This is a genomic window from Kitasatospora sp. NPDC004745, from assembly GCF_042873275.1.
Taxonomy (GTDB): Bacteria; Actinomycetota; Actinomycetes; order Streptomycetales; family Streptomycetaceae; genus Kitasatospora.
In genome coordinates this window covers 145,850-172,327 of the sequence record NZ_JBIALK010000010.1, presented here as the reverse complement: position 1 = coordinate 172,327, position 26,478 = coordinate 145,850, and the positions used below count along the sequence as shown (strand labels likewise).

Here is a 26,478-nt window from a genome sequence, read left to right as displayed (position 1 = left end):
AACTGCCTGGGCGGGCAAGGACGGTCGGCCTGAAATCGGGTTTACGCCGCGCCACGCCCCGTCTTGGCACGTGGCGCGATGTGCCCCGAAAGGCCCGGGAGGGGTAGGGTCATAGGCGGTCGGGGACTTCCCAAATCTCACCCCCGTCGGCTTAGCTCCGGCGTACCTAACGAGGAGATCGGTTCGTGACGATCCGGGTAGGCATCAACGGATTCGGCCGCATCGGCCGCAACTTCTTCCGCGCGGTCAAGGCCCAGGGCGCGGACATCGAGATCGTCGGTGTCAACGACCTGACTGACACGAAGACCCTGGCTCACCTGCTCAAGTACGACACCACGCTGGGCACCTTCCCCGGCCAGGTCTCGCACACCGAGGACAGCATCACCGTCGACGGCCACACCTTCAAGGTGACCGCCGAGCGTGACCCGGCCAACCTGCCGTGGGCCGCCCTGGGCGCCGACATCGTCGTCGAGTCCACCGGCATCTTCACCAAGGCCGAGGCTGCGAAGAAGCACCTCGCCGCCGGTGCCAAGAAGGTCATCATCTCGGCGCCCGCCACCGACGAGGACGTCACCATCGTGATGGGCGTCAACGACGACAAGTACGACGCCGCCAACCACGACATCATCTCCAACGCCTCCTGCACCACCAACTGCGTGGCGCCGATGGCGAAGGTGCTGAACGAGAGCTTCGGCATCGTCAAGGGTCTGATGACCACGGTGCACGCGTTCACCAACGACCAGGTCACCCTGGACTTCCCGCACAAGGACCTGCGCCGCGCCCGCGCCGCGTCGCAGAACATCATCCCGACCTCGACCGGCGCCGCCAAGGCGACCGCCCTGGTCCTGCCGGAGCTGAAGGGCAAGCTGGACGGCACCTCGCTGCGCGTCCCGGTCCCGACCGGCTCCATCACGGACCTGGTCGTCACCCTCGAGCGCGAGGTCACCAAGGACGAGGTCAACGCCGCCTTCCAGAAGGCCGCGGAGGGTCCGCTCAAGGGCATCCTGACCTACACCGAGGACCCGATCGTCTCGTCGGACATCGTCAACGACCCGGCCTCCTGCATCTTCGACTCCCAGCTCACCATGGTCCAGGGCAACCAGGTCAAGGTGCTCGGCTGGTACGACAACGAGTGGGGCTACTCGAACCGCCTCGTCAACCTGACCGCCCTCGTCGGCGGGCAGCTCTGACGCAGTGGGAGCTGACGTGAGGTGAGGGCCAGGGCCCGGGCGGCGCACCATGCCGACCGGGCCCTGGTCATGCGTACAAGGACTTCTCAGGCGGCCCCTGCGCCGTGCCGCCTCTGCGCACCAACCATGTCCCCAGGAGACCGAAGAACCCGTGAAGACCATCGAAGACCTCGACGTCGCCGGCAAGCGCGTGTTCGTCCGCGCCGACCTGAACGTCCCGCTGGACGGCAGCACGATCACCGACGACGGTCGGATCCGTGCGGTCGCCCCGACCATCGCCAAGCTCGTCGAGCGCGGTGCCAAGGTCGTCGTCGCCTCCCACCTCGGCCGCCCCAAGGGTGAGCCGGACCCGCAGTACTCGCTCGCGCCGGCGGCCGTGCGCCTCGGCGAGATCCTCGGCAAGGACGTCGCCTTCGCCACCGACACCGTGGGCGAGAGCGCCGGCGCCGCCGTGGCCGCGCTGGCCGACGGCGGGGTCGTGCTGCTGGAGAACCTGCGCTTCAACGCTGGCGAGACCAGCAAGGACGACGCCGAGCGCGCCGCCTTCGCCGAGCAGCTCGCCGCTCTGGCCGACCTGTACGTCGGCGACGGCTTCGGCGCCGTGCACCGCAAGCACGCCTCGGTGTTCGACCTGCCGGCGCTGCTGCCGCACGCCGCCGGAGACCTGATCGCCACCGAGGTCGGCGTGCTGAAGAAGCTCACCGACGAGGTCGCCCGCCCGTACGTGGTCGTGCTCGGCGGCGCCAAGGTGTCGGACAAGCTCGGCGTGATCGACAACCTGCTGAAGAAGGCCGACCGGATCCTCATCGGCGGCGGCATGGCGTACACCTTCCTCGCGGCCAAGGGCCACGAGGTCGGCATCTCCCTGCTGCAGAAGGACCAGATCCCGACCGTCCTGGAGTACCTGGCCGAGGCGGAGAAGCGGGGCGTCGAGTTCGTCCTGCCGGTGGACGTCCTGGTCTCCGCCGAGTTCCCCGACCTCAAGACCAAGGCCCCGGCCAACCCCACCGTCGTCGCCTCGGACGCCATCCCGGCCGACCAGGAGGGCCTGGACATCGGCCCGGCGACCCGCGAGCTGTACGCGGCCAAGCTGGCCGACGCCGGCACGGTGTTCTGGAACGGCCCGATGGGCGTCTTCGAGCACCCCGACTACGCGAACGGCACCAAGGCCGTCGCGCAGGCCCTGCTGGACAGCGACGCGTTCACCGTGGTCGGCGGCGGCGACTCCGCCGCGGCCGTCCGCATCCTGGGCTTCGACGAGAACGCATTCGGACACATCTCGACCGGCGGTGGCGCGAGCCTCGAGTACCTGGAGGGCAAGACCCTCCCCGGTCTCGCCGCCCTGGAAGGCTGAAGCAATGACTGAGCGTCTCCCGCTGATGGCGGGCAACTGGAAGATGAACCTCAACCACCTCGAGGCCATCCAGCACACCCAGAAGCTGGCGTTCGCGCTGGCCGACAAGGACTACGAGGCCGTCGAGGTCGCGGTCCTGGTCCCGTTCACCGACCTGCGGTCGGTGCAGACCCTGGTCGACGGCGACAAGCTGAAGATCAAGTACGGCTCGCAGGACATCTCGCAGCACGACTCCGGTGCCTACACCGGCGAGGTCTCCGGCCCGATGCTGGCCAAGCTCAAGTGCACCTACGCGGTGATCGGCCACTCGGAGCGCCGCCAGTACCACGGCGAGGACGAGGAGATCGTCAACGCCAAGGTCAAGGCCGCCTACCGGGCCGGGGTCACCCCGATCCTGTGCATCGGCGAGCCGCTGGACGTCCGCAAGGCCGGTACCCACGTCGAGTACACCCTGGCCCAGCTGGACGGCGGCCTGGCCGACGTCCCGGCCCACCAGGCCGAGTCCGTCGTGGTCGCCTACGAGCCGGTCTGGGCGATCGGCACCGGCGAGGTGGCCACCCCGGAGGACGCGCAGGAGGTCTGCGCCGCCATCCGGCAGCGCCTGGCCGAGCTGTACGACGCCGAGCTGGCCGGCAAGGTCCGCGTGCTGTACGGCGGTTCGGTGAAGTCGTCGAGCGCGGCCGGCCTGATGGCCAAGCCCGACGTCGACGGCGGCCTGATCGGCGGCGCCTCCCTGGACGCCGACGAGTTCGTCAAGATCGTGCGCTACCGTGAGCAGGCAGTAGGCTAACGCCGCTGCAGCAACGTAGGCTTTGGGGCCGGACCGCCGTACGCGGCCCGGCCCCTTCGCCGAAGATACGAGAGAGTTGGTCCCGTCGTGGTTCTCGGGTTCTCGATTGCCCTGATCATCTTCAGTCTGCTGATGATCCTGCTGGTGCTGCTGCACAAGGGGAAGGGCGGCGGCCTGTCGGACATGTTCGGTGGCGGCGCCATGTCCACCGGTGGTGGTTCGGCGGTGGCGGAGCGCAACCTGGACCGCATCACGATCGTGGTCGGTGTCGGCTGGTTCGCCAGCATCATCGTGCTGAGCCTGGTGCTGAAGTACAAGAGCTGACGTAACCCTGACGCCCCGTCGCCCGAGCGCCTATCCTGGGACGGTCGGGGGGCGGAGGCGATGGCGGTGGACGCTTAACTCCTGCTTACACTAGGACGACTTTCGCCACCGACGCGCACCGCGGCGGGTCGGCGCACCAGCACGCAGGGAGTCAGACCGTGGCAAGTGGCAACGCCATCCGTGGCAGCAGGGTCGGAGCCGGCCCGATGGGCGAGGCGGAGCGCGGCGAGTCCGCCCCCCGCAACCGGATCTCCTTCTGGTGCGCTAACAAGCACGAGACCCGTCCGAGCTTCGCCGCCGAGGCCGTCATCCCGGACACCTGGGACTGCCCGCGCTGCGGTTTCCCGGCCGGGCAGGACGAGCACAACCCGCCCGCGCCCTCGCGCAACGAGCCCTACAAGACCCACCTCGCGTACGTCCGCGAGCGGCGCACCGACGCCGACGGCGAGGCGATCCTCGCCGAGGCGCTGGCCAAGCTGCGCGGCGAGATCTGAGGTCGGACCGACCCGCGGGCCGCGGGCCGAGTGCTGAGAAGGGGCGCCACCGTCATCGACGGTGGCGCCCCTTTTGCGTCGGCGGCCGCTGCCGGCCCCGTCCGCCGGACAGGGCCTAGGCGGAGGCCGGCGGGTACAGCTGGGGCGGGATCCGCTCCGCCGCGGCGCGGTCCAGCAGCCACAGGGTGCGGCTGCGGCCGTAGGCGCCGGAGGCCGGGGCCTGCAGCTCGCCGGGGCCGGACAGGGCCAGCGCGACCGCGCCCGCCTTGTCCTCGCCGGCCGCCAGCAGCCAGACCTCGCGGGCGGCCCGGATCGCCGGCAGGGTGAGCGAGACCCGGGTGGGCGGGGGCTTGGGGGCCCCGCGCACGCCGACCACGGTCAGCTCCGTCTCCCGCACGCCCGGGTGACCGGGGAAGAGCGAGGCGACGTGGGTGTCCGGGCCGACGCCGAGCAGCAGCACGTCGAAGGCCGGGACGCGGAGCCGGTCGCCCGGGCCGGCCGCCTTCGCCAGCTCCTCCGCGTAGCGGGCCGCGGCGGTCTCCACGTCCGAGCCGTCCACGCCGTCCGAGGCGGGCATCTCGTGCACCCGCGCCGGGTCGAGCGGGACGGCGTCCAGCAGCTCGGCCCGCGCCTGGACGGCGTTGCGGTCCGGGTCCGCGGCGGGGACGAACCGCTCGTCGCCCCACCAGAGGTCCAGCCGCGCCCAGTCGACCGCGTCGCGCGCCGGGGAGGCGGCGATCGCGGCCAGCAGGGCGTTCCCGTTGCGGCCGCCGGTGAGCACCACCGAGGCGCTGCCGCGGGCGGCCTGGGCGTCCACGATCCGGGTGATCAGGCGGGCCGCGGCCGCCTGGGCCATCAGCTCCTTGTCCCGGTGGACGACCAGCTGCGGGGTGGCGTTGGTCATGCGCTCCCCTTGGGGGCGCGCTTGGCGGGCTTCTTGGCCGGGGCCTTCTTCGCCGCGGCCTTGCCGGTCGCCGCCTTGCCCGTCACGGCCTTGCCGGCGCCGGCCTTGTCCGGCACGGCCTTGCCCGCCGTGGACGTCCCGGCGGCCTTCGGCTCCTCGTGCGCGGTCGCGGCCTCGCCCGCGGCCTCGGCGAGGGCCTCGGTGGGGACCTTGACCGTCACCCGGGCCGGTTCGGCCACCACGGCGTCCGCGACCTGGGCCCGGGCGGCCCGCTCGGCCGCCGCGGTCTCCGCGCCGTCCGGCTCGCGCAGCCGGTCGACGGGCGTGCGCACGGCCGTCGCGTAGATGTCGTCCGGGTCGAGCCGGCGCAGCTCCTCGGCGATCAGCTCCGCGGTCTCGCGGCGCTTGAGCGCCACCTGGCGGTCCGGGGAGCCGGGCATGGAGAGCGTGCCCATCAGGCCGTCCGGGCGGTCCAGGGTGATGTCGCCGTCCTTGGTGCGCAGGTGCACCGCGGTGATGCCCGGGCCGCCGGTGACGACCCGCTCGACCGGCACGTGCAGCCGGTTGTGCAGCCAGAGGCCGAGCAGCTCGACGCTGGGGTTGTAGGACTCGCCCTCGACCACCGCGGAGGTGAGCTGGGACGGGCGCTGGTCCAGCGCGGCGGCCAGCATGGAGCGCCAGCCGGTGATCCGGGTCCAGGCCAGGTCGGTGTCGCCCGGGGTGTAGCTCTGGGCCCGCTGGGCGAGCTGGCCGACCGGGGACTCGGCGGTGACCGCGTCGGTGATCCGGCGCTGGGCGATCGAGCCGAGCGGGTCCTGCGCGGGGTGCAGCGGCGCGTTGTCCGGCCACCAGACCACGACCGGGGCGTCCGGCAGCAGCAGCGGCAGGACCACCGACTGGGCGTGCGCGGCGAGTTCGCCGTGCATGCGCAGGATGACCGTTTCTCCGGAGCCGGCGTCGGAGCCGACCAGGATCTCGGCGTCCAGCCGGGTCTCGGCGCGGGCCCGCGGCGAGCGACCGGCGCGCTTGATCACCGCGAGGGTGCGCGAGGGGTGCTCGCGGGAGGCGTCGTTGGCGGCCTTGAGGGCGTCGTAGGCGCTGCCCTCGTCGGTCACGATCACCAGGGTGAGCACCATGCCGGCGGCGGTGGATCCACTGGCCCGGCGCGCCTCCATCAGCGCGGCGTTGATCTTGCTCGACGTCGTGTTGGTGAGGTCGATCTTCATGGCCGGCGCCAGCTCCTGCCGTCTCGTGCGAGCATCTCGTCCGCCTCGACGGGGCCCCAGGTCCCCGCCGCGTACTGGGCGGGCTTGCCGTGGGTGTCCCAGTACCTCTCGATCGGGTCGAGGATCTGCCAGGAGAGCTCGACCTCCTGGTGGCGCGGGAACAGGTTGGCGTCGCCGAGCAGCACGTCGAGGATGAGCCGCTCGTACGCCTCCGGGCTGGACTCGGTGAAGGACTCGCCGTAGGCGAAGTCCATCGTGACGTCCCGGACCTCGAAGGAGGTGCCCGGCACCTTGGAGCCGAACCGCACCGTCACGCCCTCGTCCGGCTGGACCCGGATGACCAGGGCGTTCTGCCCCAGCTCCTCGGTCGCGTAGGAGTCGAACGGCAGGTACGGGGCGCGCTGGAAGACCACCGCGATCTCGGTGACCCGGCGGCCCAGCCGCTTGCCGGTGCGCAGGTAGAACGGGACGCCCGCCCAGCGGCGGTTGTTGATCTCCAGCTTGATGGCCGCGTAGGTGTCGGTCTTGGAGTCCGGGTTGATGCCGTCCTCGTCCAGGTAGCCGACCACCTCCTCGCCGCCCTGCCAGCCGGACGCGTACTGGCCGCGCACGGTGTGCCGGCCGAGGTCGGCGGGGAGCTTGACGGCGCTGAGCACCTTGAGCTTCTCCGCCACCAGCGCCTTCGGGTGGAAGGACGCCGGCTCCTCGATGGCGGTGAGCGCCATCAGCTGCAGCAGGTGGTTCTGGATGACGTCGCGGGCGGAGCCGATGCCGTCGTAGTAGCCGGCCCGGCCGCCGATGCCGATGTCCTCGGCCATGGTGATCTGCACGTGGTCGACGTAGGACCGGTTCCAGATCGGCTCGAACATCTGGTTGGCGAAGCGCAGCGCCAGGATGTTCTGGACCGTCTCCTTGCCCAGGTAGTGGTCGATCCGGAAGACCTCGTCCCGGGGGAAGACCTCGTGGACGACCTTGTTGAGCTCCTGGGCGCTCTCCAGGTCGTGACCGAAGGGCTTCTCGATGACGGCGCGCCGCCAGGAGCCCTGCGGGGGGTCGGCCAGACCGTGCTTCTTCAGCTGCTGGACGACGGTCGGGAAGAACTTCGGCGGGACGGACAGGTAGAAGGCGAAGTTGCCGCCGGTGCCCTGGGCCTTGTCCAGCTCCTCGATGGTGGCGCGGAGCTTGTCGAAGGCGTCGTCGTCGTCGAAGGTGCCCTGGACGAAGCGCATGCCCTTGGCGAGCTGCTGCCAGACCTCCTCCCGGAACGGGGTGCGGGCGTGGTCCCGGACCGCGTCGTGGACCTCCTTGGCGAAGTCCTCGTCCTCCCACTCGCGGCGGGCGAAGCCGACGAGCGAGAAGCCCGGCGGCAGCAAGCCGCGGTTGGCCAGGTCGTAGATGGCCGGCATGAGCTTCTTGCGGGAGAGGTCGCCGGTGACTCCGAAGATGACCAGGCCCGACGGCCCCGCGATGCGCGGGAGCCGTCGGTCTGCCGGGTCACGAAGCGGGTTGACGGGCGCCGGCGGGAGATCGTCCGCGTCCGACTCCGACGTCAACTCGGGGAAATCAGTGCTCACTTGATGGGCTCCGCTTTCGTGCGCTGGCTGTGTGAGCGAAAGGTCACTTCTCGTCGGCGAAGGAGGCGAGCGAGGCGGTGACGGTGTCGAGCAGCTCGTTCCAGGACTGCTCGAACTTCTCCACGCCCTCGTCCTCCAGCACCTGGACCACGTCGTCGTAGTCCACGCCGGCGGCGGCGATGGCGTCCATGACGGCCTTGGCGTCGGCGTAGTTGGGGACGATGGTGCCGCCGGTGACCACGCCGTGGTCCGCGGTGGCGTCCAGGGTGGCCTCGGGCATCGTGTTGACGGTGCCGGGGGCGACCAGCTCGGTGACGTACAGGGTGTCCGGCAGCGCCGGGTCCTTGACGCCGGTGGAGGCCCACAGCGGGCGCTGGGCCTTGGCGCCGGCGGCCTCCAGGGCCTTCCAGCGGGCGCTGCCGGCGGTCTTGCCGTCGACCGAGCCGAAGACCTCCTCGTACGCCTGGTAGGCGAGGCGGGCGTTGGCCAGGGCGGCCTTGGAGCGCAGGTCCCGGGCGTCGCCGCCGATCTTGTCCAGGCGCTTGTCGATCTCGGTGTCCACGCGGGACACGAAGAAGGAGGCGACCGACTCGATCTGGGAGAGGTCCAGGCCCTTGGCCTTGGCGGCCTCCAGACCGGTCAGGTACGCGTCGATGACGGCCTTGTAGCGCTCCAGCGAGAAGATCAGCGTGACGTTGACGCTGATGCCCTTGCCGATCACCTCGGCGATCGCGGGCAGACCGGCCTTGGTGGCGGGGATCTTGATGAACACGTTCGGGCGGTCCACCAGCCACCACAGCTGCTTGGCCTCGGCCACGGTGGCCGCGGTCTCATGGGCCAGCCGCGGGTCGACCTCGATGGACACCCGGCCGTCGCGGCCGTTGGAGGCGTCGTAGACCGGGCGCAGCACGTCGGCGGCGTCGCGCACGTCCGAGGTGGTGATCATGCGGATCGCCTCGTCGGTGGTGACCTTGCGGACGGCGAGGTCGCGCAGCTGGCCGTCGTACGAGTCGTCGCCGCTGCCGCCGATCGCCTTCTGGAAGATGGTCGGGTTGGTGGTGACACCCACCACGTGCTTGTTCTGCACCAGCTCGGCCAGGTTGCCGGAGTTCAGCCGCTTGCGGCTGAGGTCGTCCAGCCAGATCGCCACGCCTTCGTCGCTGAGGCGCTTCAGTGCGTCAGTCATGGTGCTCAGTCCTTCGTCTTCTTCTGCTTCGTGGGGTAGTCAGAGGGGCCGGGCCTTCGACGTGCGGGTCTCGGGCCCGGCCCGGAACGCGTCAGCGGTTGACGGCCTCGAGGGAGCGCAGGGCGTTGTGCGCCTCGGCCACCACGCGCTCGGCGGTCAGGCCGAACTCCTCGAACAGCACCTTGTAGTCGGCGGAGGCGCCGAAGTGCTCCAGCGAGACGATCCGGCCGTGGTCGCCGACCAGCTCGCGCCAGCCCTGGGCGATGCCGGCCTCGACCGACACGCGGGCCTTGACCGACGGCGGCAGCACGCTGTCGCGGTAGGCCTGGTCCTGCTCCTGGAACCACTCGAACGACGGGACCGAGACGACCCGGGTGGCGATGCCCTCGGCCTCCAGCACCTCGCGGGCGTTGACCGCCAGCTGGACCTCCGAACCGGTGCCCAGCAGGATCACCTGCGGGTCGCCGGTGGACGCCTCGGCCAGGACGTACGCGCCCTTCGCGGTGCCCTCGGCGGAGCCGAAGACCTCGCGGTCGAAGGTCGGGACGTTCTGGCGGGTGAGCGCCAGGCCGACCGGGCCGGGGTGGCTGGTCTGCCGCTCGATCACGGTGCGCCAGGCGACGGCGGTCTCGTTGGCGTCGGCCGGGCGGACCATGGCCAGGCCCGGGATGGCGCGCAGCGAGGCCAGGTGCTCGACCGGCTGGTGGGTCGGGCCGTCCTCGCCCAGGCCGATCGAGTCGTGCGTCCAGACGTAGGTGACCGGCAGCTTCATCAGCGCGGCCAGGCGCACGGCCGGGCGCATGTAGTCGGCGAAGACCAGGAAGGTGCCGCCGTACACGCGGGTCTTCCCGTGCAGCGCGATGCCGTTCATGGTGGAGCCCATGGCGTGCTCGCGGATGCCGAAGTGGATCGTCCGGCCGTACGGGCTCGCGCTCTTCAGCGGGTTGCCCTCGGGCAGGAACGAGCTCTCCTCGTCGATGGTGGTGAGGTTGGACTCCGCGAGGTCGGCCGAGCCGCCCCACAGCTCCGGGATCACCGCGCCGATCGCCTTGAGGGTCTCGCCGGAGGCCTTGCGGGTGGCGACCTCCTTGCCGGCGGGGAAGGACGGGACGGTCTTCTTCCAGCCCTCGGGCAGTTCGCCGGCCTGGATGCGGTCGAACTCGGCGGCGCGGTGCGGGTTGGCGGCGCGCCACGCCTCGAAGGACTGCTGCCACTGGTCGCGGGCGGCCTTGCCGCGCTTGATGACCAGGCGGGCGTGCTCGATCACCTTGTCGGCGACCTCGAAGGTCTTCTCCGGGTCGAAGCCCAGGACCTTCTTGGTGGCGGCGATCTCGGCGGCGCCGAGCGCGGAGCCGTGGGCCTTGGCGGTGTTCTGGGCGTCCGGGGCCGGCCAGGCGATGATCGTGCGCATAGCGATCATCGACGGGCGGGAGGTCTCGGCCTTCGCGGCGTCCAGCGCCTCGGCCAGGGCGGCGACGTCGATGTCGCCGTTGGCCTTCGGGACGACCCGCTGGACGTGCCAGCCGTACGCCTCGTAGCGCTTGAGGACGTCCTCGGAGAAGGCGGTCTCGGTGTCGCCCTCGATCGAGATGTGGTTGTCGTCGTACAGGGCGACCAGGTTGCCCAGCTTCTGGTGCCCGGCCAGCGAGGAGGCCTCGGCGGAGATGCCCTCCTCCAGGTCGCCGTCGGAGACGATGGCCCAGATCGTGTGGTCGAAGGGGCTCTCGCCGGCGGCGGCGTCCGGGTCGAACAGGCCGCGCTCGTAGCGGGCGGCCATCGCCATGCCCACCGCGTTGGCGATGCCCTGGCCGAGCGGGCCGGTGGTGGTCTCCACACCCGCGGTGTGGCCGTGCTCCGGGTGCCCCGGAGTGCGGCTGCCCGCGACGCGGAAGGCCTTGAGGTCGTCCAGCTCCAGGCCGTAGCCGGACAGGTAGAGCTGGGTGTAGAGGGTCAGGCTGGTGTGCCCGGGGGAGAGGACGAACCGGTCGCGGCCGACCCAGGACGGGTCGGTCGGGTCGTGGCGCAGGAACCGCTGGAAGATCAGGTACGCGGCCGGGGCCAGCGACATGGCCGTCCCGGGGTGTCCGTTGCCGACCTTCTGGACGGCGTCCATGGCCAGGACCCGCGCGGTGTCAACCGTGCGCTCATCCAGCTCGGACCACTCGAATGCGTTCGTCGGCGTCGTGCTCACCCTGTCTCAGGGCTCCTTCCATTGAAGAGTGACCCCGTGAATGGGGACCGGGTCGGCCACGGCGCTGTGGTCTCGACACTGGGTGGTGCCGGTCACGGAGGGTAGATCCCGCTTCTGCGTGCGAGCCTACCGCCCGGGCCGGGGCTCACCCTCCGTGCTGAGACAACCGGGAATTCCGTATGGTGATTCCCACCAGGGCGTTCTGCCTGCTTATGTCCAAGGGTCTCCTGGTTTGTCGGCCACTGCCGCCCAGGTGGTCAGGACGGGGGACCGCGGGCGCGCCGGAGCGGGTTCGTCGGTTCACCCAGTCGGTTCACCCGGGGGTGTGCGTTCGGCCTCGCCGGGGGACCCCGGAGCCGGTGGGGAGATATGGAACGTCTATGGTGTCGTGGTACGCGCAGAGCGGACGATTTCGGGACCCTTCGTTCCTGTGGACGCCTGCGAGGATTCATCTTCAGTTGGGGTGTTAGTGACCGCCGTCGAAACCCGTCCCGCCGGGGTCACCGGGGCGACGCCTGCGCACCGGCCGATCGGGGCCCGTGTCGGCGCGTTCGTCGCACTGACCAAGCCCCGGATCATCGAGCTGCTGCTGATGAGCACCGTGCCGGTGATGTTCCTGGCCCAGCAGGGCGTCCCGAACATGCTGCTGGTGCTCAAGGTCGTGGTCGGCGGCTACCTCTCGGCGGGCGGCGCCAACGCCCTCAACATGTACATCGACCGTGACATCGACGCGGTGATGTCGCGCACCGAGCGCCGTCCGATCGTCACCGGCATGGTGTCGCCGCGCGAGGCGCTGGTGTTCGGCGTCGTCCTCGCCGTCGTGTCGACCCTGCTGCTGGGCTTCGGCGTCAACTGGCTCTCGTCCGGCCTGGCGCTGGGCGCCCTGCTGTTCTACGTCTTCGTCTACACGCTCGGACTGAAGCGGCGCACCTCGCAGAACATCGTCTGGGGCGGCATCGCCGGCTGCATGCCGGTGCTGGTCGGCTGGTCCTCCGTCACCAACTCGGTGTCCTGGGCGGCGGTCGTGCTGTTCCTGGTGGTGTTCTTCTGGACGCCGCCGCACACCTGGGTGCTGTCGATGAAGGTGCGCGACGACTACCTGCGGGCCGGCGTGCCGATGCTGCCGGTGGTCAAGGGGAACGTGGCCGTCGGCAAGCAGGTCGTCGCCTACTCCTGGGTGATGGTGGCCGTCTCGCTGGCCCTGTGGCCGCTCGGGCACATGAGCTGGCTGTACCCGGTGGCGGCGGTCGTGCTGGGCGCGGCGTGGCTGCGCGAGGCGCACGCCCTGTACGCCCGGGCCAAGGCCGGGGTGGTGGGTGCCAAGCTCAAGGAGATGCGGCTGTTCCACTGGTCGATCACCTACCTGTCGCTGCTGTTCGTGGTCTGCGCGATCGACCCGTTCGTGAAGTAGCGCGCGCAGCGCGGAGGAGCCCCGGTCCGGTGGACCGGGGCTCCTCGGCGTTCGGGGGGCTCTCGCGTTTCGGGGGCTCGCACGTTCGGGGGGCTCTCGCGTTTCGGTGGCTCTCGCGTTTCAGCGGGCGGGCAGCCCGGAGGGGCCGACGCGCTCGTCCAGCCAGTCCTTCAGCGGCTGGGAGGCGCGCAGGAAGGCGGTGATCCGGGTGTAGGCGGAGCGGGTGCCCAGCCACTTCGCCGGCTCCCACTCCTGCCAGGCCACCAGGCCCTTGTGGCGCAGCAGCTCGATCCTCGGGTGGTCCTTGGGGTAGCCGCGCGGGGCGGACTTGAGGCTGTCCCGGCCGAACACCTGCGGGCCGTCCTTCTCCACCGCGGCGATCACCCGCTCCAGCTCGGCGCCGCTCACGTCCTCGGCGACGGCGGCGCGGTAGCGCTCCAGCTGGTCGGAGGCGAGCTGGTACATCCCGTTGCCGCAGGCGAGGCCGTCGGCGGAGAGCTGGACGTAGCCGCCGGCCTCCAGGTGCGCGCCGATGTGCGTCTTGTACGGGGACTTGTCGGCGCTGAACCGGACGTCCCGGTTGGGGCGGAAGATCTTCGCGGGCCCGAACTCGGGCTCCAGGTCGGCGAGCAGCAGCTCCATCGGGGCCCGCACGGCGTCCTCGTACCGGTCCTTGTGGGCCTGCCAGTAGGTCTTCGAGTTGTCGGCCTCCAGGTGCTCGTAGAACTCGAGCGCCTCGGCGGGCCAGCCTTGGAACGTCACCCCTCCAGTATGTGGCCCGGTGCACAGGCCGCTCCCGTCGCCAGGGCCACTACCGGTGGGTAGCATGCGGGCATGAGCAGCGCAGAGACCGCCACCGCCGCCGCGCCGGACGCCCGCACCGAGCGCCGCGCCAAGCGCATCGCCAAGAACCTGACCAGCTTCGCCCGGCAGCACGGCGGCAGCGCCGACGCGGTCGTCGAGTACGTCGGCGCCGTGGCCACCCGGATCGCCGTGGTCGGCGCGGACGGCGCCTGGGGCGACCAGGTCGCCCCCAGCTACGCCGTCGGCCGCCGGGCCGTCGAGATCGCGGGCCTGACCCTGCACGACTCCTTCGAGGGCGAGCTGGGCCTCAGGGTGAAGACCGGCTCCTACGAGTGGAAGCGGATGGCCGGCATCCAGCTCGGCGGCTGAGCCCCGCCCCCACGACACCGGCGGCCCGGTTCCCCCACCCGGGGGAACCGGGCCGCCGCGCGCGGTGCCCGGGCCTGGCCGGACACCGCCCGCCACGCCCGGCCGGACCGGTGCTCCGGCATTGCTCAGATCAGGCTCGGCAGGACTCCTCGGGGCCATCGGCCGAGCCAGAACGCCGCGGTGGACGGCTCCGGCTGGTCCTCGGTGGAGCCGTCGTGTGGCATGAGCTCGGTCGGGGCGATGTAGCCCTCGCCCGGTGCGAGGCGGATGCGGAAACATCGCAGCGGCTCGTGGCGGGCGACGTAGCTTCGAAGATCGTCGGTGTGCGGGTACTGACGTTCGTGGTCGTTGTGGACGGTGCGACAGATGGCCTGGATGTCGACATCGCCGAGCAGGATGTACCGGGTGCCCGGGCCGAGGTTGAGGCAGAGTCGTCGCCGGCCCCGGTGCTTCTCGCGGTACGGCAGCTTGTCCCAGTTGTCGACGTGCAGGCCGATCCGTCGGCCGTCCTGGTGATTACGGGTGGTAGTGAGTGCCTCGGCCGGGCTGGCTGCCCGGCCGAGGCAGACGGCTTCGGGGTCGCCGAGAAGGCCGGGAAGCATCTCGGTGGTGTCGGTGTCCCGGAGTTCGACGGTCTCGACCACGCGGCTGGCGCTGGTCCGGTCGGTCGCTCGTAGGCGGGAGGCGAGCGTGTCGCCGAGCGGCTGCCAGGCGCCGGTCGGGACGACGGCGCCGTTCTCGTACCCGGGCTCGCTCCGGGCGGTTCGGACACCGCTGACTTCGCACCGCGCCTGCAGGGCGGAGAAGTCGTGGAACGCGATGCGCAGGTGCATGCCGAGTCCTCCTCGGGATCGGGCTATCGGCCGTCGTCGAGCGTGTCCCCGTACGTCACGTCCAGCTCGGCCACCAGGGCCTCGGCGAGTTCCGCCCGCTGCGGGCGATCGATGACGACCCTGGCCAGGTGCGCCGCGCCGCGCAGGGCGGAGAGGTCGTTGCCGCGGAGGTCCAGACCCTGGTACCTGCCACGCCCGAACTCGGTGAGCCGGAGGGTGCAGCCGTCGAGGACGACCCTGCCCAGGTCGCAGTTGGTGAAGACGGCCTCGGACAGGGTGCATGTGGAGAAGGCGACCGGGCCGGTGGCCCGCACGTTGTCGAGGGTCGCGTAGTCGAGTTTGCAGTTCTCGAACAGGACGCTGTCGATGGTCAGGCCTGTGAGGGTCGCACCCATCAGTTTGCAGTTGCGGAAGGCGACGCGGGAGAGCTTGCTGTCACGCCAGTCGGCGGACCCGAGGTCACAGCCGTCGAAGTCGACGGAGTCCAACCGCATCGCGCTGAACTCGACGCGCGAGGCGCGCAAGCCGATGATGCGGCCTGTGATGAGCCGGGTGTCGGACAGAGCGAGGTCGCGCAGGTCGGCGTCCGCGTACCGGAAGTCCTGGACGATGCCTCGGCCGGTCTCCAGGGACGAGACGTTGGACAGGTAGGCGCCCGTCTCGTCGAGGTTGGGCAGGGCCACGGTGACGCGGCCGAAGGTGCGGCTGTCCATGGTCAGCTCCGTTTCCGTGGGGACCGGGCGGCCCGCCCACTGGGTGCGGGCCGCCCGGCAGTGGGACTACTTCTTGTTCCAGTTGTCCCAGGTCGGCCGGTTGTCGAACTTGGGCCCGTTGTTGTCCCAGGTCGGCCGGTTGTCGAACTTGGCGACCACGGGGTCGTGCGAGCGGCCGGCGGTGAGGCCCTCGATGACGGGGGTATCGACGGTGGCCAGCATTTCGAGCACGGTCATGCTGCTCGTTCCTCTCGGACGGTATCGGACAGGGCGGTGATCAGGGCCTGCCGTGACACCCGGCAGTAGTTCGTTTCGGTGGTGTCCAGGCGGCCGTTCTCGAAGTAGCGATTGCCGGCTTGCGCTCCTCGGCAGAAGTCGAAGAACTGGCAGGTGGCCTCGCACCTCTCCAAGCCGGTGAGGAACTCGTCCACGTACCTCAGCCGGTCGGCGTCGTCGAGCATGGACGCCAGCGACTGCCGTAGGACGTTTCCGGCTCGGAAGTCGTCGTAGTCGGGTGCGGAGACGCCCGCGAGTTCGGGCGAGAGCAGCACCACGTCGCCGGTGGTCGAGATGGTGGGGATGGGATCGATCAGGAACGCGCTCCTGTCGGCCTGCTCGCCCGTCCGCAGGGTGTGGAGGTAATCACCGAGGCGGGCGAGCTCGCGCACGGAAGGGGCGGGGTTGAGGCGGCTCCAGGCGATGGTGCGGCGCCAGAACCGTCCTGCCTGTTCGATGGTGGGCAGCGGCCGGGTGAGGCTGATCCCCTCGGCCTCCTCGATGTTGATGCCGATGCTGTGACATCCGAGCCTGGCGAGGAATTCGAGGAGTTCCTCGGGGTGGCCGATGCTGTCCGTCGTGACCACGGCGATCACCGAGAAGGCGATGCCTGCCGCACGCAGTCGGGCGATGCCTTTCACGATGCGGTCGAAGGCAGCTTTGCCCCTGCGGTCGATGCGTTGGGCGTTGAGGGTGGCCGGGCCGTCGATGCTGACGCCCACGCGGAACCGGTGTGCGGTGAGGAAGTCGCACCAGGCGTCGGTGACCAGCGTGGCGTTGGTCTGTACGTAGTGATGCACCAGGCCGGCCCGTCGCAACGGCTCGAACGGGGCGAGCAGCTCGGCGAAGCGGCGCACGCCCAGAGTCAGCGGCTCACCGGCATGCCAGACGACGTCCAGGGGCCGGTCCGGGTCGCGGCCGGCGAACTCGGCGAGCGAGTCGGCCACGGCGCTCGCGACCTCGACGGTCATGTGGTTCCGCCGGTCACGGTGCGGCAGGTAGCAATAGGTGCAGTCGAGGTTGCAGAAGCTGGTCGGCTGGACGACCACGGTTTGCGGCCTCCGGGCGAGGCGGCGATCGTAGCGGCGCGGTTCGTTCATCAGGTGGCCTCTCGTCGGGGTTCAGCGGGCGCGGTTGACCAGGACCAGGGCCGCGGCGATGAGGTGCAGGCAGGCTGCGGCGGACACCCCGTAGGCGGCCCAGACCCGGGTGGGGTCGGGGGCCGGGGGTGGGGGCGTGTCGTCGAAGTCGGAACCGGGCTGCGGTGGTTGGTGGTTCACCGGGGGTTGGCGGCGGGCGTCGTGAGGTCGGCGTGGACGACCTTGCCGAACGGGAGGGGTGTGACGCCCCAGCGCCCGCGGGTGAGCCGGTGGACCATCGCCAGGCCCCGGCCCGACGTGGCGTCGGGCCGGGCCTGGACCATCACGGGCATCGAGCGGGAGCCGTCACCGACGAGGATGCGGACGGTGTGGTCGGTCGGCCGGCGGACGCCGACGAGCATGCGGGTCTGGCAGCCGGTCCTGACCGCGTTGGTGACCAGTTCGCTGACGATGACGACGGCGTCGTCCACCAGGTCGTCCAGCCCCCATTCCCGCAGCTTCGCCCGCACGAAGCTGCGGGCGGCACCCACCGACTCGGGCCGGTAGGGCAGGCGGATGGTTGCCAGCTCGGCATGTCGGTGGACGCTCGCAGCCGGGCCCTGTTGGAGCACGGCGTCGCCTCTCACAACGTTCGAGAGGAGGGTCATCGGCGCTTCTCCTTGGCGACTGAGGGCATGGCTGCTGACACGAATAGGCAACTGCACTTCGCGGCCAGGTGTCTGGGCTCCGAGCCCACTGCGCATGATTCATGCGGATCGTGCATCACTGCTTGCCATCGCGCGGCTACGCTCGGCATATCGGGTGTGACGGGTGCCAGCAGGAGGATCCATGTCGTGGATGGCCAAGGGGCGCTCCGCGGAAGTCGCGCCCGGCGAAGTGATTCGCCGGGCGCGAGTGCTAAGCGGCCGGTCTCAGGCAGATGTGGCTTCCGAGTTGGGCTACCACCAGTCGAAGATCAGTCGGCTCGAGAGTGGCAAAGGAACGCAAGATATGGGCGTCCTAAGAGCGGTTGCAGCTGCGCTCGGGATTCCTCCGGGAAATCTCGGGCTTGCCTCTCCCATCAGTACACGCAGCAGGACGGACGACATGCACCGCCGCAACTTCCTGGCCGCGAGCATTGCTGCGCTCGCAGTCCCACCAGGGCCGCCCCGCGCGGCGACGGAGCTCGTCCAGCAACTCTTGCCCGGGCCAGTACTCTCCGATCGTCCACTGCAGTCGTCGTCGGCACTCTCAGCTCGGCTGTCTCAGGCCCGCAAACACTTCTACTCCTGCCGGTATGCTGAACTCGAAGCGTCTCTGCCACAGCTGATCGCGGACCTCCGGCAGGCTCAGAGCGCGGCTCGAGGTGACGATCAGAATCTCTCCGGCATGCTTGCGACGGCCTATCAAACCGCTGTGAGCCTTTTGCTCAAATTCGGCGATCAGGGCAATGCCTGGCTCGCGGCCGGCAGGGCGATGGCTGAGGCCGAGCGGAGCTGTGATCCGGTGGTGATGGCTTCCAGCGTTCGCGTCCAGGTCCACGTTCTTGCGCGAGATCGGCATACCGCACCCGCCATCAGCCTTGTTCATCACACTGCAGACCGACTCGGCGGCGGCTATGACGGGAGATCGCCCCAGTACCTTGCGGCATTCGGGCTCATGCTCCTCCGTGGCGTGACCGCGGCAAGCGTAGGTGGCGACCGGGCAACCGCAGCGGAGCTTCTTGCCGAAGCCCGGAGTGTCGCGCGCTACGTTGCCCTCGACGGCCCGAATTCCTGGGCGAACTTCAGTCCCACCAACGTCGCACTGCATGCGGTCAGCTCAGCTGTGGTTCTGGGTGACGCCGGCGCAGCCCTGGACGCCGCTCAACCCCTAATGAGGCGCCGCATCCCCGTTCCGGAGCGGCGGGCCGCGCTCTGGGTGGATGCTGCACGGGCCTACAACCAACAAGGCAGGTTGGCTGAGGGATACCAAGCACTCAGGATCGCGGAGAGCTGTGCTTCTGAGGACATTCGTCGGCGCCCCAGCGTGCTGGAACTGGTCGGCGACATGGCCGCGCGGGACCGGCGCGGTAGTGTCCCGGAACTCCGCCGTTTCTGTCATGAGTTGGGAGTTCGGATTTGACTGAGAACCACGCGCCGTTCCTCTACGTCGTCGTCTGCGCTTCGGGAATTGCTGACGGCGTGGGTGAGCTGATCGCCGCAGCCCATGCCGAGGGCTGGAAGGTCGGTGTGATCGCTACCCCCAGCGCTCTCGGCTTCATGGACCAGGGGGCCGTCGAGGCCCAGACCGGCTATCCGATCCGCTCGGCGTGGCGCACGCCGAGCCATCCGCAACCGCTGCCCCCAGCAGACGCCATCGCGGTAGTCCCAGCGACGTTCAACACCGTCAACAAGTGGGCCGCCGGGATCTCCGACACGCTCGCGCTCGGCATCCTCTGCGAGGCGTACGGGCTCGGCATCCCCGTTGCTGTCCAGCCCTACGTCAACTCCGCCCAGGCCGCCCACCCGGCCTATGCGGAGAGCCTGGCCCGACTGCGCTCGATGGACGTCATGATCGGCGACTATGTGCCACACCAGCCCAAGTCCGGCGGAGGCCGCGACACGTACAACTGGACCCACGTCCTCGACCTGCTTCGTCCTACCTTCGGCAGCCTTTCCGGGTGGAGCACGTGACGAGCGATGCCGGGGAGCGAGATGCGCATCAGGTCGGGATGCCGTCATTCCACTCGGTGTCCGTCGCGGGGGTGGTGGTGCGGGAGCAACGGGCGGGTGCTGGCGATTCGGCGGGCCGACAACGGGGCTTGGGAGCCGCCGGGTGGTGTGCTGGAGCTGGATCTATAAGAACGTGAGCCGGGGGATCGTGGCCCTCGTCTTCCGCTGTCGACTGTAGGGCGGGGCGGAACAGCTTTCGGACGAGTCCATCGGAATCGGCTGGCTCGTGCCGGACGAGGTGTCCAAGCGCATGGCCGAGGTCCATGCCGTCCGGGTCCTGGATGCGCTTCGGGACGACGCGGCGGCGATGATCCGTACCCATGACGGCCGACGGCTGCTGTGATGACGGCGAAGGCCCCCATCCCGCTCGGATGGGGGCCTTCGGCGTGGGTCCTGCTTCTGCTCAGGCGGTGGCGGTCTCGGGGGTCCGCGGGGCCGGGGTGGCGGCCGCGGTCTCCTCGGCCTCCCGCACGCGCAGGGCGAGGGGGATCCTCAGGGCGGCGATCCAGGTGAGGCTCGCGCCGAGCATGTGGAGGCCGACCATGAGCTCGGGGGCGTCGGTGAAGTACTGGACGAAGCCCAGCACGCCCTGGAGCAGCAGCACCGCCAGCAGTTCCTTCGTGCGGGCCTTGGCCGCGGGCGGGGCCTTGACGGCGGCGAGGACGAAGATCAGCGCGATGGTCAGGCCCACCGACACGAAGGCGAAGTCGGCGTGGAACTGGGCCAGCCTGTCGTAGTCGATCGGGATCCGCGGGACGATCTTGTTGTCCTTCGGCGTGCCCGGGTGGTGGCCGGCGCCGGTGACCAGGGTGCCGGCGGCGACCAGCAGGCCGACGACCGCCACCAGGACGTAGGACAGCCGGTGGATCGGGCGGGCGACCGACAGCTTCGCCGGGCCGTCGCCCTCCTTGCTCCGCTCCCACATCAGCAGTGCGACCCAGACCAGCGCCATCGCGGCGATCATGTGCAGCGCCACCGTGTACGGGTTCAGGCCCGTCAGCACGGTGATGCCGCCGAGCACCGCGTTGCTCATCACCAGCCAGAACTGCGCCCAGCCGAGCCTGGTCAGGCTGTTCCGCCAGGGCTTGGAGGTCCCCCCGGCCGAAGGCCAGGGGAGGCAGCGGGCGGCCAGGATGGCCCAGCCGACCGCGGCGCTCAGCACGTAGGTGAGCATCCGGTTGGTGAACTCGACGACGCCGTGGAAGCCCATCTCGGCGGTCGGCGTCAGGCTCTCGTCGGTGCAGCGGGGCCAGGTGGTGCAGCCGAGGCCGGAGGCGGTGAGGCGGACGGCGCCGCCGGTGACGACGATCACCACGCTCATCACCAGCGCGGCGAACGCGGCGCGCCGGACCATCGCGGCGGAGGGCTGCCAGCGGTCGGCGAGCAGGGAGAAGGGGTTAGGCACGGGGTCAATCGTAGGCGGCCTTACAGGCGATCTTGGGGCGGGGCGGGGGCGGCGCGCGGCGTCGGTGGGGTGCCGTGTCGGGCGGGGCCGGCGACACGCAGACCGAGACACGCGGGACAGAAGGTGCATTCCGGTCACGGCGTGCAATGGTCTTGACCAATTGCGGTCGGGGTCGAGAGAGTGCGGCTTTGGTCCATACCATTTCGGGCCTCTCCCATCGACGCCCGCACGCAAGCGGAGATTCTGCACATGCGCATACCCACGTCCGCCGCCGCGCTCGCGGTCGGCGGTTCGCTCGCCCTGGCCGGTCTCGCCGCCCCGGCCGCCCACGCCGCCGGCCCCGCCCCCGCCCAGGAGTGCCGCAGCCTCGGCGTCGCCAACCTCTACGGCGAGTTCGTCGAGGGCGACGACACCCACACCCCCGACGCCGAGGGCGCCGTCGCCGTCGGCGGCAACGCCGACTTCACCGGCGGCTTCTCGGTCGGTCAGGAGCTCTCCGCCGCCGAGGTGGACGCCCTGCCCGGCAAGAACGCGCTGGTCGTCGCCGGCCGGATCACCGGCCACAACACCCAGGTCATGAAGGGCAACGGCGTCTACGGTGCCAAGGCCGAGGGCGCCGTCGTCCAGGCGCACCAGGGCGCTATCACCCAGGGCGCCTCGCCGATCGACTTCAAGGCCGAGTTCGCCAAGCTGCGCGCCGCCTCGACCGCGCTGGCCGCCGCCCCGCAGACCGCCGGTGCCACCGTGCGGGCCGAGGGCGTCAAGCTCACCCTCACCGGCGCCGACGCCGCGTACAACGCCTTCACCGTCGACGCCGCGAAGCTGCAGGGCGCCAAGGAGGTCTACGTCAAGGTGCCCGTCGGCTCGGTGGCCGTCGTCAACGTGACCGGTGGCTCCTACGACATGGCGGCCGCCGGGACGAGCGGGTTCTTCCTCTGGGACGAGGGCAAGTCGGCCTTCGTCCTGGACGACAAGAGCCAGAGCGCGGCCGGCGGCGCGATCCGGGCCAAGCTGCTCTGGAACTTCCCCACCGCGACCAAGGTGACCAAGAAGGGCGACACCGCCTGGGCCGGTACCGTCCTGGCGCCGAACGCCGCGCTCTCCCTGAACACCCCCGGGGTCAACGGGGGGAAGCCGTCCGGCGGGGCCCCGGTCAACGGGTCGGTCATCGTCGCCTCGCTGACCGGCACGGCGGGCGCGGAGACGCACCACTACCCCTTCACCGGCTGCCTGCCGGCCGTCCTCCCGACGCCGACCGCCACGCCCACCGTGCCGCCGGTGGTGCCGAGCGGGTCGCCGTCGGCGACCACCGCGCCGAGCGCGAGCGCCACCCCCGGCGCGTCGGGCACCCCGACCGCCCCCGGCGGCTCGGCGAGCCCCTCGGCCACGTCGTCCGCCCCGGCGGGCGGCAAGCCCGGTGCGAGCGGCAGCCCGGCCGCCCCGTCGGCCACGGGTACGGCGGGTGCGCCGGCCGTCCAGGCCTCCGCGTCGGGCAGCCCGTCCCCGCGGACCGACGCGGGCGGCAACCTCGCGCACACCGGCTCCGGCCCGGTCCTTCCGCTGGCGATCGGCGGTGCGCTGGTGCTCGCGGCCGGCGGCGGGATCGTCGTCGCCACCCGGCGGCGGGCGGCCCGGAAGGCCTGACCGTTCGTCGACCGGCACCAGGGCCCCGGAATCCCCGCCCGCGGGGATTCCGGAGCGGTCCCGGCCCGGCGCCCGCGGTGACTGAACCCGATCACCGCGGGCGCCGTTCTGTCTGGAGGTGACGAAGTTCATTCAAGTCCGCCGATTCCGCGTTCTGCGAGGTGGCGGCTGTGATGGGCTGGTCATGCACATCAGGGATCGGACCGACAGACGAAATCCGGTCGTGCGGCGGGGTGTGGTGAGGTGCGGAAGTGCCGGTAGAGTCCCCCGGACAGTCGTAGCGGGCCACCGCGATCCACTCAACACGCCTGCTGCACAAGACCGTTCGGAGGGGAACAGCGTAATGGCGCGACAGCGGCGGCACATCGGGATCGGGGCGGCGGCACTCGCCGGTACGGCGACGGCCGGTTTTCTCCTGCCCCTGGCTCTGGCCGGCAACGCCTCGGCCCACGTGCCGACTTGGAAGGTGACCTGCGACAAGGTCGTGGTCGACCTGATCAACTACAGCGACAAGGCCGGCGTGACGAACACCGTCAGCCTCACCATCGACGGCGAGAAGGTGCTGGACAAGACGTTCCCCAAGGAGTTCCACGGCACCTTCCCGGTGAAGGACCACTCCGCCCCGATCAAGGCGACCCTCGTGGTGAAGACCACGGAGACGCCCAACGAGAAGGGTTGGAACCTCGACGAGACCAAGACGATCGAGCCGTGCCACACGCCGACGCCGACGCCGACTCCCACGCCGACGCCGACGCCCACGCCCACGCCCACCAAGACCACCACCCCGACGCCGACCCCGACGCCGACGGTGACCCCCACGCCGACTCCGACGCCGACCGTGCCGCCCACCACCCCGAGCAGCAGCCCGTCGGCCACCCCGAGCCCGTCGGCCACGCCGACCCCGAGCCGGACCACCACCGCGGCCCCCGTCCCGGTGCCCACCACCAACGGCCCGGTGCTCGCGCAGACCGGTAGCAACGACGCCACCCCGATGATCGCGGCGGCCGGCGGCGGCGTGCTGCTGGTCGGTGGCGCGCTCGTCCTGCTGGCCCGCAAGCGCCGCAACGGCAGCCAGGGCTGACGCCCTCGCGAACCGCTCACTGCTGACGGCTCACCGCTGACGGCGGACGGCGGACAGCGGACCGCCCCCCGGCCAGCCTGGCCGGGGGGCGGTCGCGTGTCGTCGCGGGGGAAGCGGGCGGACCCTGCTCCCCGCCGGAGAAGCGGGCGGACCCTGCTCCCCGCCGGAGAAGCGGGCCCTACTCCCAGCGGAAGAACCGGGCGGCGGCGGCCAGTCCGAGCACCGACCAGCCGGCCAGCAGCCCGAGGTCCGACCACGGCACCCCGGCCCCGTGCTGCAGCACCGAGCGCAGGCCGTCCGAGAGCGCGGAGATCGGCAGCAGCTCCAGCACCGACCGCACGGCGTCCGGGAACCGGCTCAGCGGCACGACCACCCCGCCGGCCAGCAGCAGCAGGACGAACACCAGGTTCGCGGCGGCCAGGGTGGCCTCGGCCTTCAGCGTGCCGGCCATCAGCAGCCCGAGCCCGGAGAAGGCGGCGGTGCCGAGGACCAGCAGCGCGGCGACGCTCAGCGGGTCGCCCTGCGGGGACCAGCCGAGCGCCAGCGCGATCACCGACAGCAGCGCGACCTGCAGCGCCTCGGTGACCAGCACGCAACCGGTCTTCGCGGTCAGCAGCGCCCAGCGCGGCAGCGGGCTGGCGCCGAGCCGCTTCAGCACGCCGTAGCGGCGCTCGAACCCGGTGGCGATGGCCTGGCCGGTGAAGGCCGTGGACATCACGGCGAGCGCCAGCAGGCCGGGGGCCAGGAAGTCGACCCGCTCGCCGGGGCCCTCCACCGCGACGATGTCCACGGCCGAGAACAGCACCAGCAGCACGGTCGGGATGACCACGGTGAGCAGCAGCTGCTCACCGTTGCGCAGCAGCATCCTGGTCTCGAAGGCGGTCTGGGCGAGCAGCATCCGGCCGACCGGGGCCGGACCGGGCGCGGGGGAGTAGTCGGTGGCGGCCGCGCGGGCGCCGGTCACGTCGGTCGTGCTCACGAGCGGAGGTCCCGTCCGGTCAGGTCGAGGAAGACGTCTTCGAGGCTGCGGCGCCGCACGGACAGCCGCTCGGGCAGGATGCCGGAGGCCGCGCACCAGCCGGTGACGGTGGCCAGCAGCTGGGGGTCGACGGCCGCCTCGACGCGGTAGGCGCCGGGGCCGGTCTCGACGGCGGTGGCGCCTTCGGGCAGCTCCTTGAGCAGCGGGCCGAGGTCGAGCCCGGGCGGGCCGTCGAAGCAGAGCGCGTTCTCGGAGCCGCCGCGGCACAGTTCGTCGGGGCTGCCGGTGGCGATCACCCGGCCGCGGTCGACGACGGCCACCTGGTCGGCGAGCTGCTCGGCCTCGTCCATGTGGTGGGTGGTGACGACCACGGTGACGCCGTCCCGGCGCAGGTCGCGGACCAGCTCCCAGGTGGCGTGCCGGGCCTGCGGGTCGAGGCCGGCGGTGGGCTCGTCGAGGAAGACCAGTTCGGGGCGGCCGACCACGGCCATGGCCAGCGCGAGCCGCTGCTGCTGGCCGCCGGACAGCCGGCGGTAGGTGGTGCGGCCGCAGGAGCCCAGGCCGAGCCGTTCGACCAGCGCGTCGACGTCCAGCGGGTGGGCGTGCAGCCTGGCGGTGTGCCGCAGCATCTCGACGGCGCGCGCGCCCGCGTACACGCCGCCGGACTGCAGCATGACGCCGATCCGCGGGCGCAGGGCGGCGTTCTGGGCGACCGGGTCGAGGCCGAGGACGCGGACGGTGCCGGCGTCGGGCCGGCGGTAGCCCTCGCAGGTCTCGATGGTGGTGGTCTTGCCGGCGCCGTTGGGGCCGAGGACGGCGGTGATCGCGCCGGCCGCGATGGTGAGGTCGAGGCCGTCCACCGCGGCCTTGTCACCGTAGCGCTTGACCAGCCCGGCGATCTGGACCGCGGGTTCGGAATGCATACCGGCGAGTGTAAGAGGGCCGAACGCCCGGCCCCCACGCCGCCCTCGGCGATCGTTTTCCCAGGTCAGGTAAGGCTTACCTGCGTGACAGATGACACGGGTGAGGCCTGGATCACGGCTTGTCCTGTCGGAAGTAATTACGCAACACTGGTGTTGTGAAAAACATGCGCGAGCACGCCACCCAGCAGGAGGCCGAGTCGGCCCCCGGCTGTGACGTGCCCGTGACGGCCGCCGAGGTGCTGCTGGACGGCCACCGGGCCACCCGCGACCGGGTCGCCCGGTCGATCCTGGACCACGGCCCCTCCTCGGCCGCCGACCTGGCGAGCCGCCTCGGCCTCACCGCCGCCGCCGTCCGCCGTCACCTGGACGGGCTCGCCGCCGCCGGCCTGGTCGAGTCCCGCGAACAGCGGGTCTACGGCAGCCGCGGCCGGGGCCGTCCGGCCAAGGTCTTCGCCCTCACCGACGGCGGCCGGGACGCCTTCTACCAGGCGTACGACCAGCTGGCCGCCGACGCCCTGCGCTGGATCTCCGACTCGGTCGGCGGCGGCACCGCCGGCGAGGAGGCGGTCGCCGCCTTCGCCCGGGCCCGGTTCGGCAAGCAGGGCGAGAGGTACCTGGAGGCCGTGCGGAGCGCCGGGGCCGGGGAGCGGGCCGAGGCCCTCGCCCAGGCCCTGAGCGCCGACGGGTACGCTGCCACGGTGCGGCGGGTCCCGTCGGCCGTGGCGAAGGCCCCGGCGGGCACCCAGCTCTGCCAGCACCACTGCCCGGTCGCGCACATCGCCGAGCAGTTCCCGCAGCTCTGCGAGGCGGAGACCGAGGTCTTCTCCCAGCTCCTGGGCACCCATGTGCAACGGCTGGCCACCATCGCCCACGGCGACGGGGTCTGCACCACCTATGTGCCGGCACCCGGTGCCGCATCGTCGCCCGCCCAGCGTTCCGCGGGCCACGGCTCCGATGCAGTGCCGACTGCCGGTACGTCCACCGAAGATTCAGCGTCCGCGCGTTAGGAAGCTC

The 26,478-nt window shown here is 71.2% G+C and carries 27 protein-coding genes and 1 pseudogene; 13 read left to right on the top strand and 15 right to left on the bottom strand.

Annotated elements, in window-relative coordinates; all coding sequences use genetic code 11:
* Positions 1–185: 185 nt before the first annotated feature.
* From gap to ACFYUY_RS19045, 5 genes are all read left to right on the top strand, one after another.
* Positions 186–1,190, top strand: a complete 1,005-nt coding sequence (gap, locus tag ACFYUY_RS19065) for a type I glyceraldehyde-3-phosphate dehydrogenase (RefSeq protein WP_387901826.1) — start codon at positions 186–188, stop codon at positions 1,188–1,190.
* Positions 1,191–1,341: 151 nt separating this feature from the next.
* Complete coding sequence (locus tag ACFYUY_RS19060; protein ID WP_387901823.1) at positions 1,342–2,544, top strand: phosphoglycerate kinase; 1,203 nt, start codon at positions 1,342–1,344, stop codon at positions 2,542–2,544.
* Between the two features lie 4 nt (positions 2,545–2,548).
* The gene (gene tpiA, locus ACFYUY_RS19055; protein WP_360216038.1) at positions 2,549–3,334 is read left to right on the top strand and encodes a triose-phosphate isomerase; all 786 of its coding nucleotides are present in this window, start codon (positions 2,549–2,551) and stop codon (positions 3,332–3,334) included.
* Positions 3,335–3,421: 87 nt separating this feature from the next.
* Complete coding sequence (gene secG, locus ACFYUY_RS19050; protein ID WP_360216041.1) at positions 3,422–3,658, top strand: preprotein translocase subunit SecG; 237 nt, start codon at positions 3,422–3,424, stop codon at positions 3,656–3,658.
* 206 nt (positions 3,659–3,864) lie between these two features.
* Complete coding sequence (locus ACFYUY_RS19045; protein WP_030308030.1) at positions 3,865–4,152, top strand: RNA polymerase-binding protein RbpA; 288 nt, start codon at positions 3,865–3,867, stop codon at positions 4,150–4,152.
* Between the two features lie 115 nt (positions 4,153–4,267).
* Here ACFYUY_RS19045 and pgl read toward each other — a convergent pair whose 3' ends face one another.
* The 5 genes from pgl to tkt all read right to left on the bottom strand — a co-directional run bounded on the left by pgl (position 4,268) and on the right by tkt (position 11,233).
* Positions 4,268–5,056: a 6-phosphogluconolactonase gene (gene pgl / locus ACFYUY_RS19040; RefSeq protein WP_360216044.1), complete on the bottom strand. Its 789-nt coding sequence runs from the start codon at positions 5,054–5,056 to the stop codon at positions 4,268–4,270.
* Positions 5,053–6,282: a glucose-6-phosphate dehydrogenase assembly protein OpcA gene (gene opcA / locus ACFYUY_RS19035; protein ID WP_387901818.1), complete on the bottom strand. Its 1,230-nt coding sequence runs from the start codon at positions 6,280–6,282 to the stop codon at positions 5,053–5,055. The genes pgl and opcA overlap by 4 nt, the downstream gene beginning before the upstream one ends.
* Positions 6,279–7,835, bottom strand: coding sequence for a glucose-6-phosphate dehydrogenase (gene zwf, locus ACFYUY_RS19030; RefSeq protein ID WP_360216071.1), 1,557 nt, complete (start codon positions 7,833–7,835; stop codon positions 6,279–6,281). The genes opcA and zwf overlap by 4 nt, the downstream gene beginning before the upstream one ends.
* Before the next feature lie 64 nt (positions 7,836–7,899).
* Positions 7,900–9,042 (bottom strand): transaldolase, encoded by a 1,143-nt coding sequence (tal, locus tag ACFYUY_RS19025; RefSeq protein ID WP_360216050.1) that lies wholly within the window; start codon positions 9,040–9,042, stop codon positions 7,900–7,902.
* Between the two features lie 91 nt (positions 9,043–9,133).
* The gene (tkt, locus tag ACFYUY_RS19020; protein ID WP_360216053.1) at positions 9,134–11,233 is read right to left on the bottom strand and encodes a transketolase; all 2,100 of its coding nucleotides are present in this window, start codon (positions 11,231–11,233) and stop codon (positions 9,134–9,136) included.
* Between the two features lie 463 nt (positions 11,234–11,696).
* On the opposite strand from tkt, the gene ACFYUY_RS19015 reads away from it, so the two are divergent.
* A complete protein-coding gene (locus ACFYUY_RS19015) occupies positions 11,697–12,644 on the top strand; it encodes a heme o synthase (RefSeq protein ID WP_360216056.1) in 948 nt (315 codons plus the stop codon).
* A gap of 120 nt (positions 12,645–12,764) precedes the next feature.
* On the opposite strand, the gene ACFYUY_RS19010 is transcribed toward ACFYUY_RS19015, so the two are convergent.
* On the bottom strand, positions 12,765–13,406 hold the full coding sequence (locus tag ACFYUY_RS19010; protein ID WP_387901814.1) for a DUF2461 domain-containing protein: 642 nt from the start codon (positions 13,404–13,406) through the stop codon (positions 12,765–12,767).
* A 72-nt stretch (positions 13,407–13,478) separates the two neighbouring features.
* On the opposite strand from ACFYUY_RS19010, the gene ACFYUY_RS19005 reads away from it, so the two are divergent.
* Positions 13,479–13,817, top strand: a complete 339-nt coding sequence (locus tag ACFYUY_RS19005; RefSeq protein ID WP_360216062.1) for a hypothetical protein — start codon at positions 13,479–13,481, stop codon at positions 13,815–13,817.
* Positions 13,818–13,942: 125 nt separating this feature from the next.
* Here the strand turns inward: ACFYUY_RS19005 and ACFYUY_RS19000 are convergent, their stop codons facing one another.
* The 6 genes from ACFYUY_RS19000 to ACFYUY_RS18975 form a co-directional block, all read right to left on the bottom strand.
* The gene (locus ACFYUY_RS19000) at positions 13,943–14,650 is read right to left on the bottom strand and encodes a hypothetical protein (protein ID WP_387901811.1); all 708 of its coding nucleotides are present in this window, start codon (positions 14,648–14,650) and stop codon (positions 13,943–13,945) included.
* Between the two features lie 23 nt (positions 14,651–14,673).
* A complete protein-coding gene (locus ACFYUY_RS18995; RefSeq protein ID WP_387901808.1) occupies positions 14,674–15,363 on the bottom strand; it encodes a pentapeptide repeat-containing protein in 690 nt (229 codons plus the stop codon).
* Between the two features lie 66 nt (positions 15,364–15,429).
* The gene (amcA, locus tag ACFYUY_RS18990) at positions 15,430–15,600 is read right to left on the bottom strand and encodes a multiple cyclophane-containing RiPP AmcA (protein WP_387901805.1); all 171 of its coding nucleotides are present in this window, start codon (positions 15,598–15,600) and stop codon (positions 15,430–15,432) included.
* A complete protein-coding gene (gene amcB, locus ACFYUY_RS18985) occupies positions 15,597–16,739 on the bottom strand; it encodes a cyclophane-forming radical SAM peptide maturase AmcB (protein WP_387901802.1) in 1,143 nt (380 codons plus the stop codon). Before amcB ends, amcA begins: the two co-directional genes overlap by 4 nt.
* A gap of 21 nt (positions 16,740–16,760) precedes the next feature.
* Complete coding sequence (locus ACFYUY_RS18980) at positions 16,761–16,919, bottom strand: hypothetical protein (RefSeq protein ID WP_387901799.1); 159 nt, start codon at positions 16,917–16,919, stop codon at positions 16,761–16,763.
* On the bottom strand, positions 16,916–17,386 hold the full coding sequence (locus ACFYUY_RS18975) for an ATP-binding protein (protein WP_387901796.1): 471 nt from the start codon (positions 17,384–17,386) through the stop codon (positions 16,916–16,918). Before ACFYUY_RS18975 ends, ACFYUY_RS18980 begins: the two co-directional genes overlap by 4 nt.
* Before the next feature lie 181 nt (positions 17,387–17,567).
* Here ACFYUY_RS18975 and ACFYUY_RS18970 point away from each other — a divergent pair, with 181 nt between their 5' ends.
* The 3 genes and pseudogenes from ACFYUY_RS18970 to ACFYUY_RS18960 all read left to right on the top strand — a co-directional run bounded on the left by ACFYUY_RS18970 (position 17,568) and on the right by ACFYUY_RS18960 (position 19,775).
* On the top strand, positions 17,568–18,842 hold the full coding sequence (locus ACFYUY_RS18970; RefSeq protein WP_387901793.1) for a helix-turn-helix domain-containing protein: 1,275 nt from the start codon (positions 17,568–17,570) through the stop codon (positions 18,840–18,842).
* Positions 18,839–19,393, top strand: a complete 555-nt coding sequence (locus ACFYUY_RS18965; RefSeq protein WP_387901790.1) for a flavoprotein — start codon at positions 18,839–18,841, stop codon at positions 19,391–19,393. The genes ACFYUY_RS18970 and ACFYUY_RS18965 overlap by 4 nt, the downstream gene beginning before the upstream one ends.
* A 38-nt stretch (positions 19,394–19,431) precedes the next feature.
* Positions 19,432–19,775, top strand: a pseudogene (locus tag ACFYUY_RS18960) (NUDIX hydrolase).
* 60 nt (positions 19,776–19,835) lie between these two features.
* Here ACFYUY_RS18960 and ACFYUY_RS18955 read toward each other — a convergent pair.
* Positions 19,836–20,786, bottom strand: a complete 951-nt coding sequence (locus ACFYUY_RS18955; protein WP_387901886.1) for a heme A synthase — start codon at positions 20,784–20,786, stop codon at positions 19,836–19,838.
* A gap of 300 nt (positions 20,787–21,086) precedes the next feature.
* Here ACFYUY_RS18955 and ACFYUY_RS18950 point away from each other — a divergent pair, with 300 nt between their 5' ends.
* Positions 21,087–22,481, top strand: coding sequence for a choice-of-anchor A family protein (locus tag ACFYUY_RS18950; protein WP_360222667.1), 1,395 nt, complete (start codon positions 21,087–21,089; stop codon positions 22,479–22,481).
* 343 nt (positions 22,482–22,824) lie between these two features.
* A complete protein-coding gene (locus ACFYUY_RS18945; protein WP_387901787.1) occupies positions 22,825–23,562 on the top strand; it encodes an LAETG motif-containing sortase-dependent surface protein in 738 nt (245 codons plus the stop codon).
* Between the two features lie 178 nt (positions 23,563–23,740).
* Here ACFYUY_RS18945 and ACFYUY_RS18940 read toward each other — a convergent pair whose 3' ends face one another.
* Both ACFYUY_RS18940 and ACFYUY_RS18935 read right to left on the bottom strand, forming a co-directional pair.
* On the bottom strand, positions 23,741–24,460 hold the full coding sequence (locus ACFYUY_RS18940) for an ABC transporter permease (protein ID WP_360222697.1): 720 nt from the start codon (positions 24,458–24,460) through the stop codon (positions 23,741–23,743).
* A 77-nt stretch (positions 24,461–24,537) separates the two neighbouring features.
* A complete protein-coding gene (locus ACFYUY_RS18935; RefSeq protein WP_360222673.1) occupies positions 24,538–25,464 on the bottom strand; it encodes an ABC transporter ATP-binding protein in 927 nt (308 codons plus the stop codon).
* A gap of 164 nt (positions 25,465–25,628) precedes the next feature.
* On the opposite strand from ACFYUY_RS18935, the gene ACFYUY_RS18930 reads away from it, so the two are divergent.
* A complete protein-coding gene (locus tag ACFYUY_RS18930; protein WP_387901883.1) occupies positions 25,629–26,471 on the top strand; it encodes a helix-turn-helix transcriptional regulator in 843 nt (280 codons plus the stop codon).
* Positions 26,472–26,478 lie beyond the last annotated feature (7 nt).

Bases quoted from the DNA above. Each gene is read 5' to 3' on its own strand.
- tpiA (WP_360216038.1), top strand. From the start codon at position 2,549: ATGACTGAGCGTCTCCCGCTGATGGCGGGCAACTGGAAGATGAACCTC.
- ACFYUY_RS19045 (WP_030308030.1), top strand. From the start codon at position 3,865: ATGGGCGAGGCGGAGCGCGGCGAGTCCGCCCCCCGCAACCGGATCTCC.
- pgl (WP_360216044.1), bottom strand. From the start codon at position 5,056: ATGACCAACGCCACCCCGCAGCTGGTCGTCCACCGGGACAAGGAGCTG.
- opcA (WP_387901818.1), bottom strand. From the start codon at position 6,282: ATGAAGATCGACCTCACCAACACGACGTCGAGCAAGATCAACGCCGCG.
- tal (WP_360216050.1), bottom strand. From the start codon at position 9,042: ATGACTGACGCACTGAAGCGCCTCAGCGACGAAGGCGTGGCGATCTGG.
- ACFYUY_RS19005 (WP_360216062.1), top strand. From the start codon at position 13,479: ATGAGCAGCGCAGAGACCGCCACCGCCGCCGCGCCGGACGCCCGCACC.
- ACFYUY_RS19000 (WP_387901811.1), bottom strand. From the start codon at position 14,650: ATGCACCTGCGCATCGCGTTCCACGACTTCTCCGCCCTGCAGGCGCGG.
- ACFYUY_RS18995 (WP_387901808.1), bottom strand. From the start codon at position 15,363: ATGGACAGCCGCACCTTCGGCCGCGTCACCGTGGCCCTGCCCAACCTC.
- amcA (WP_387901805.1), bottom strand. From the start codon at position 15,600: ATGACCGTGCTCGAAATGCTGGCCACCGTCGATACCCCCGTCATCGAG.
- amcB (WP_387901802.1), bottom strand. From the start codon at position 16,739: ATGAACGAACCGCGCCGCTACGATCGCCGCCTCGCCCGGAGGCCGCAA.
- ACFYUY_RS18975 (WP_387901796.1), bottom strand. From the start codon at position 17,386: ATGACCCTCCTCTCGAACGTTGTGAGAGGCGACGCCGTGCTCCAACAG.
- ACFYUY_RS18970 (WP_387901793.1), top strand. From the start codon at position 17,568: ATGTCGTGGATGGCCAAGGGGCGCTCCGCGGAAGTCGCGCCCGGCGAA.
- ACFYUY_RS18955 (WP_387901886.1), bottom strand. From the start codon at position 20,786: ATGGTCCGGCGCGCCGCGTTCGCCGCGCTGGTGATGAGCGTGGTGATC.
- ACFYUY_RS18950 (WP_360222667.1), top strand. From the start codon at position 21,087: ATGCGCATACCCACGTCCGCCGCCGCGCTCGCGGTCGGCGGTTCGCTC.
- ACFYUY_RS18945 (WP_387901787.1), top strand. From the start codon at position 22,825: ATGGCGCGACAGCGGCGGCACATCGGGATCGGGGCGGCGGCACTCGCC.
- ACFYUY_RS18940 (WP_360222697.1), bottom strand. From the start codon at position 24,460: ATGCTGCTCGCCCAGACCGCCTTCGAGACCAGGATGCTGCTGCGCAAC.
- ACFYUY_RS18935 (WP_360222673.1), bottom strand. From the start codon at position 25,464: ATGCATTCCGAACCCGCGGTCCAGATCGCCGGGCTGGTCAAGCGCTAC.
- ACFYUY_RS18930 (WP_387901883.1), top strand. From the start codon at position 25,629: ATGCGCGAGCACGCCACCCAGCAGGAGGCCGAGTCGGCCCCCGGCTGT.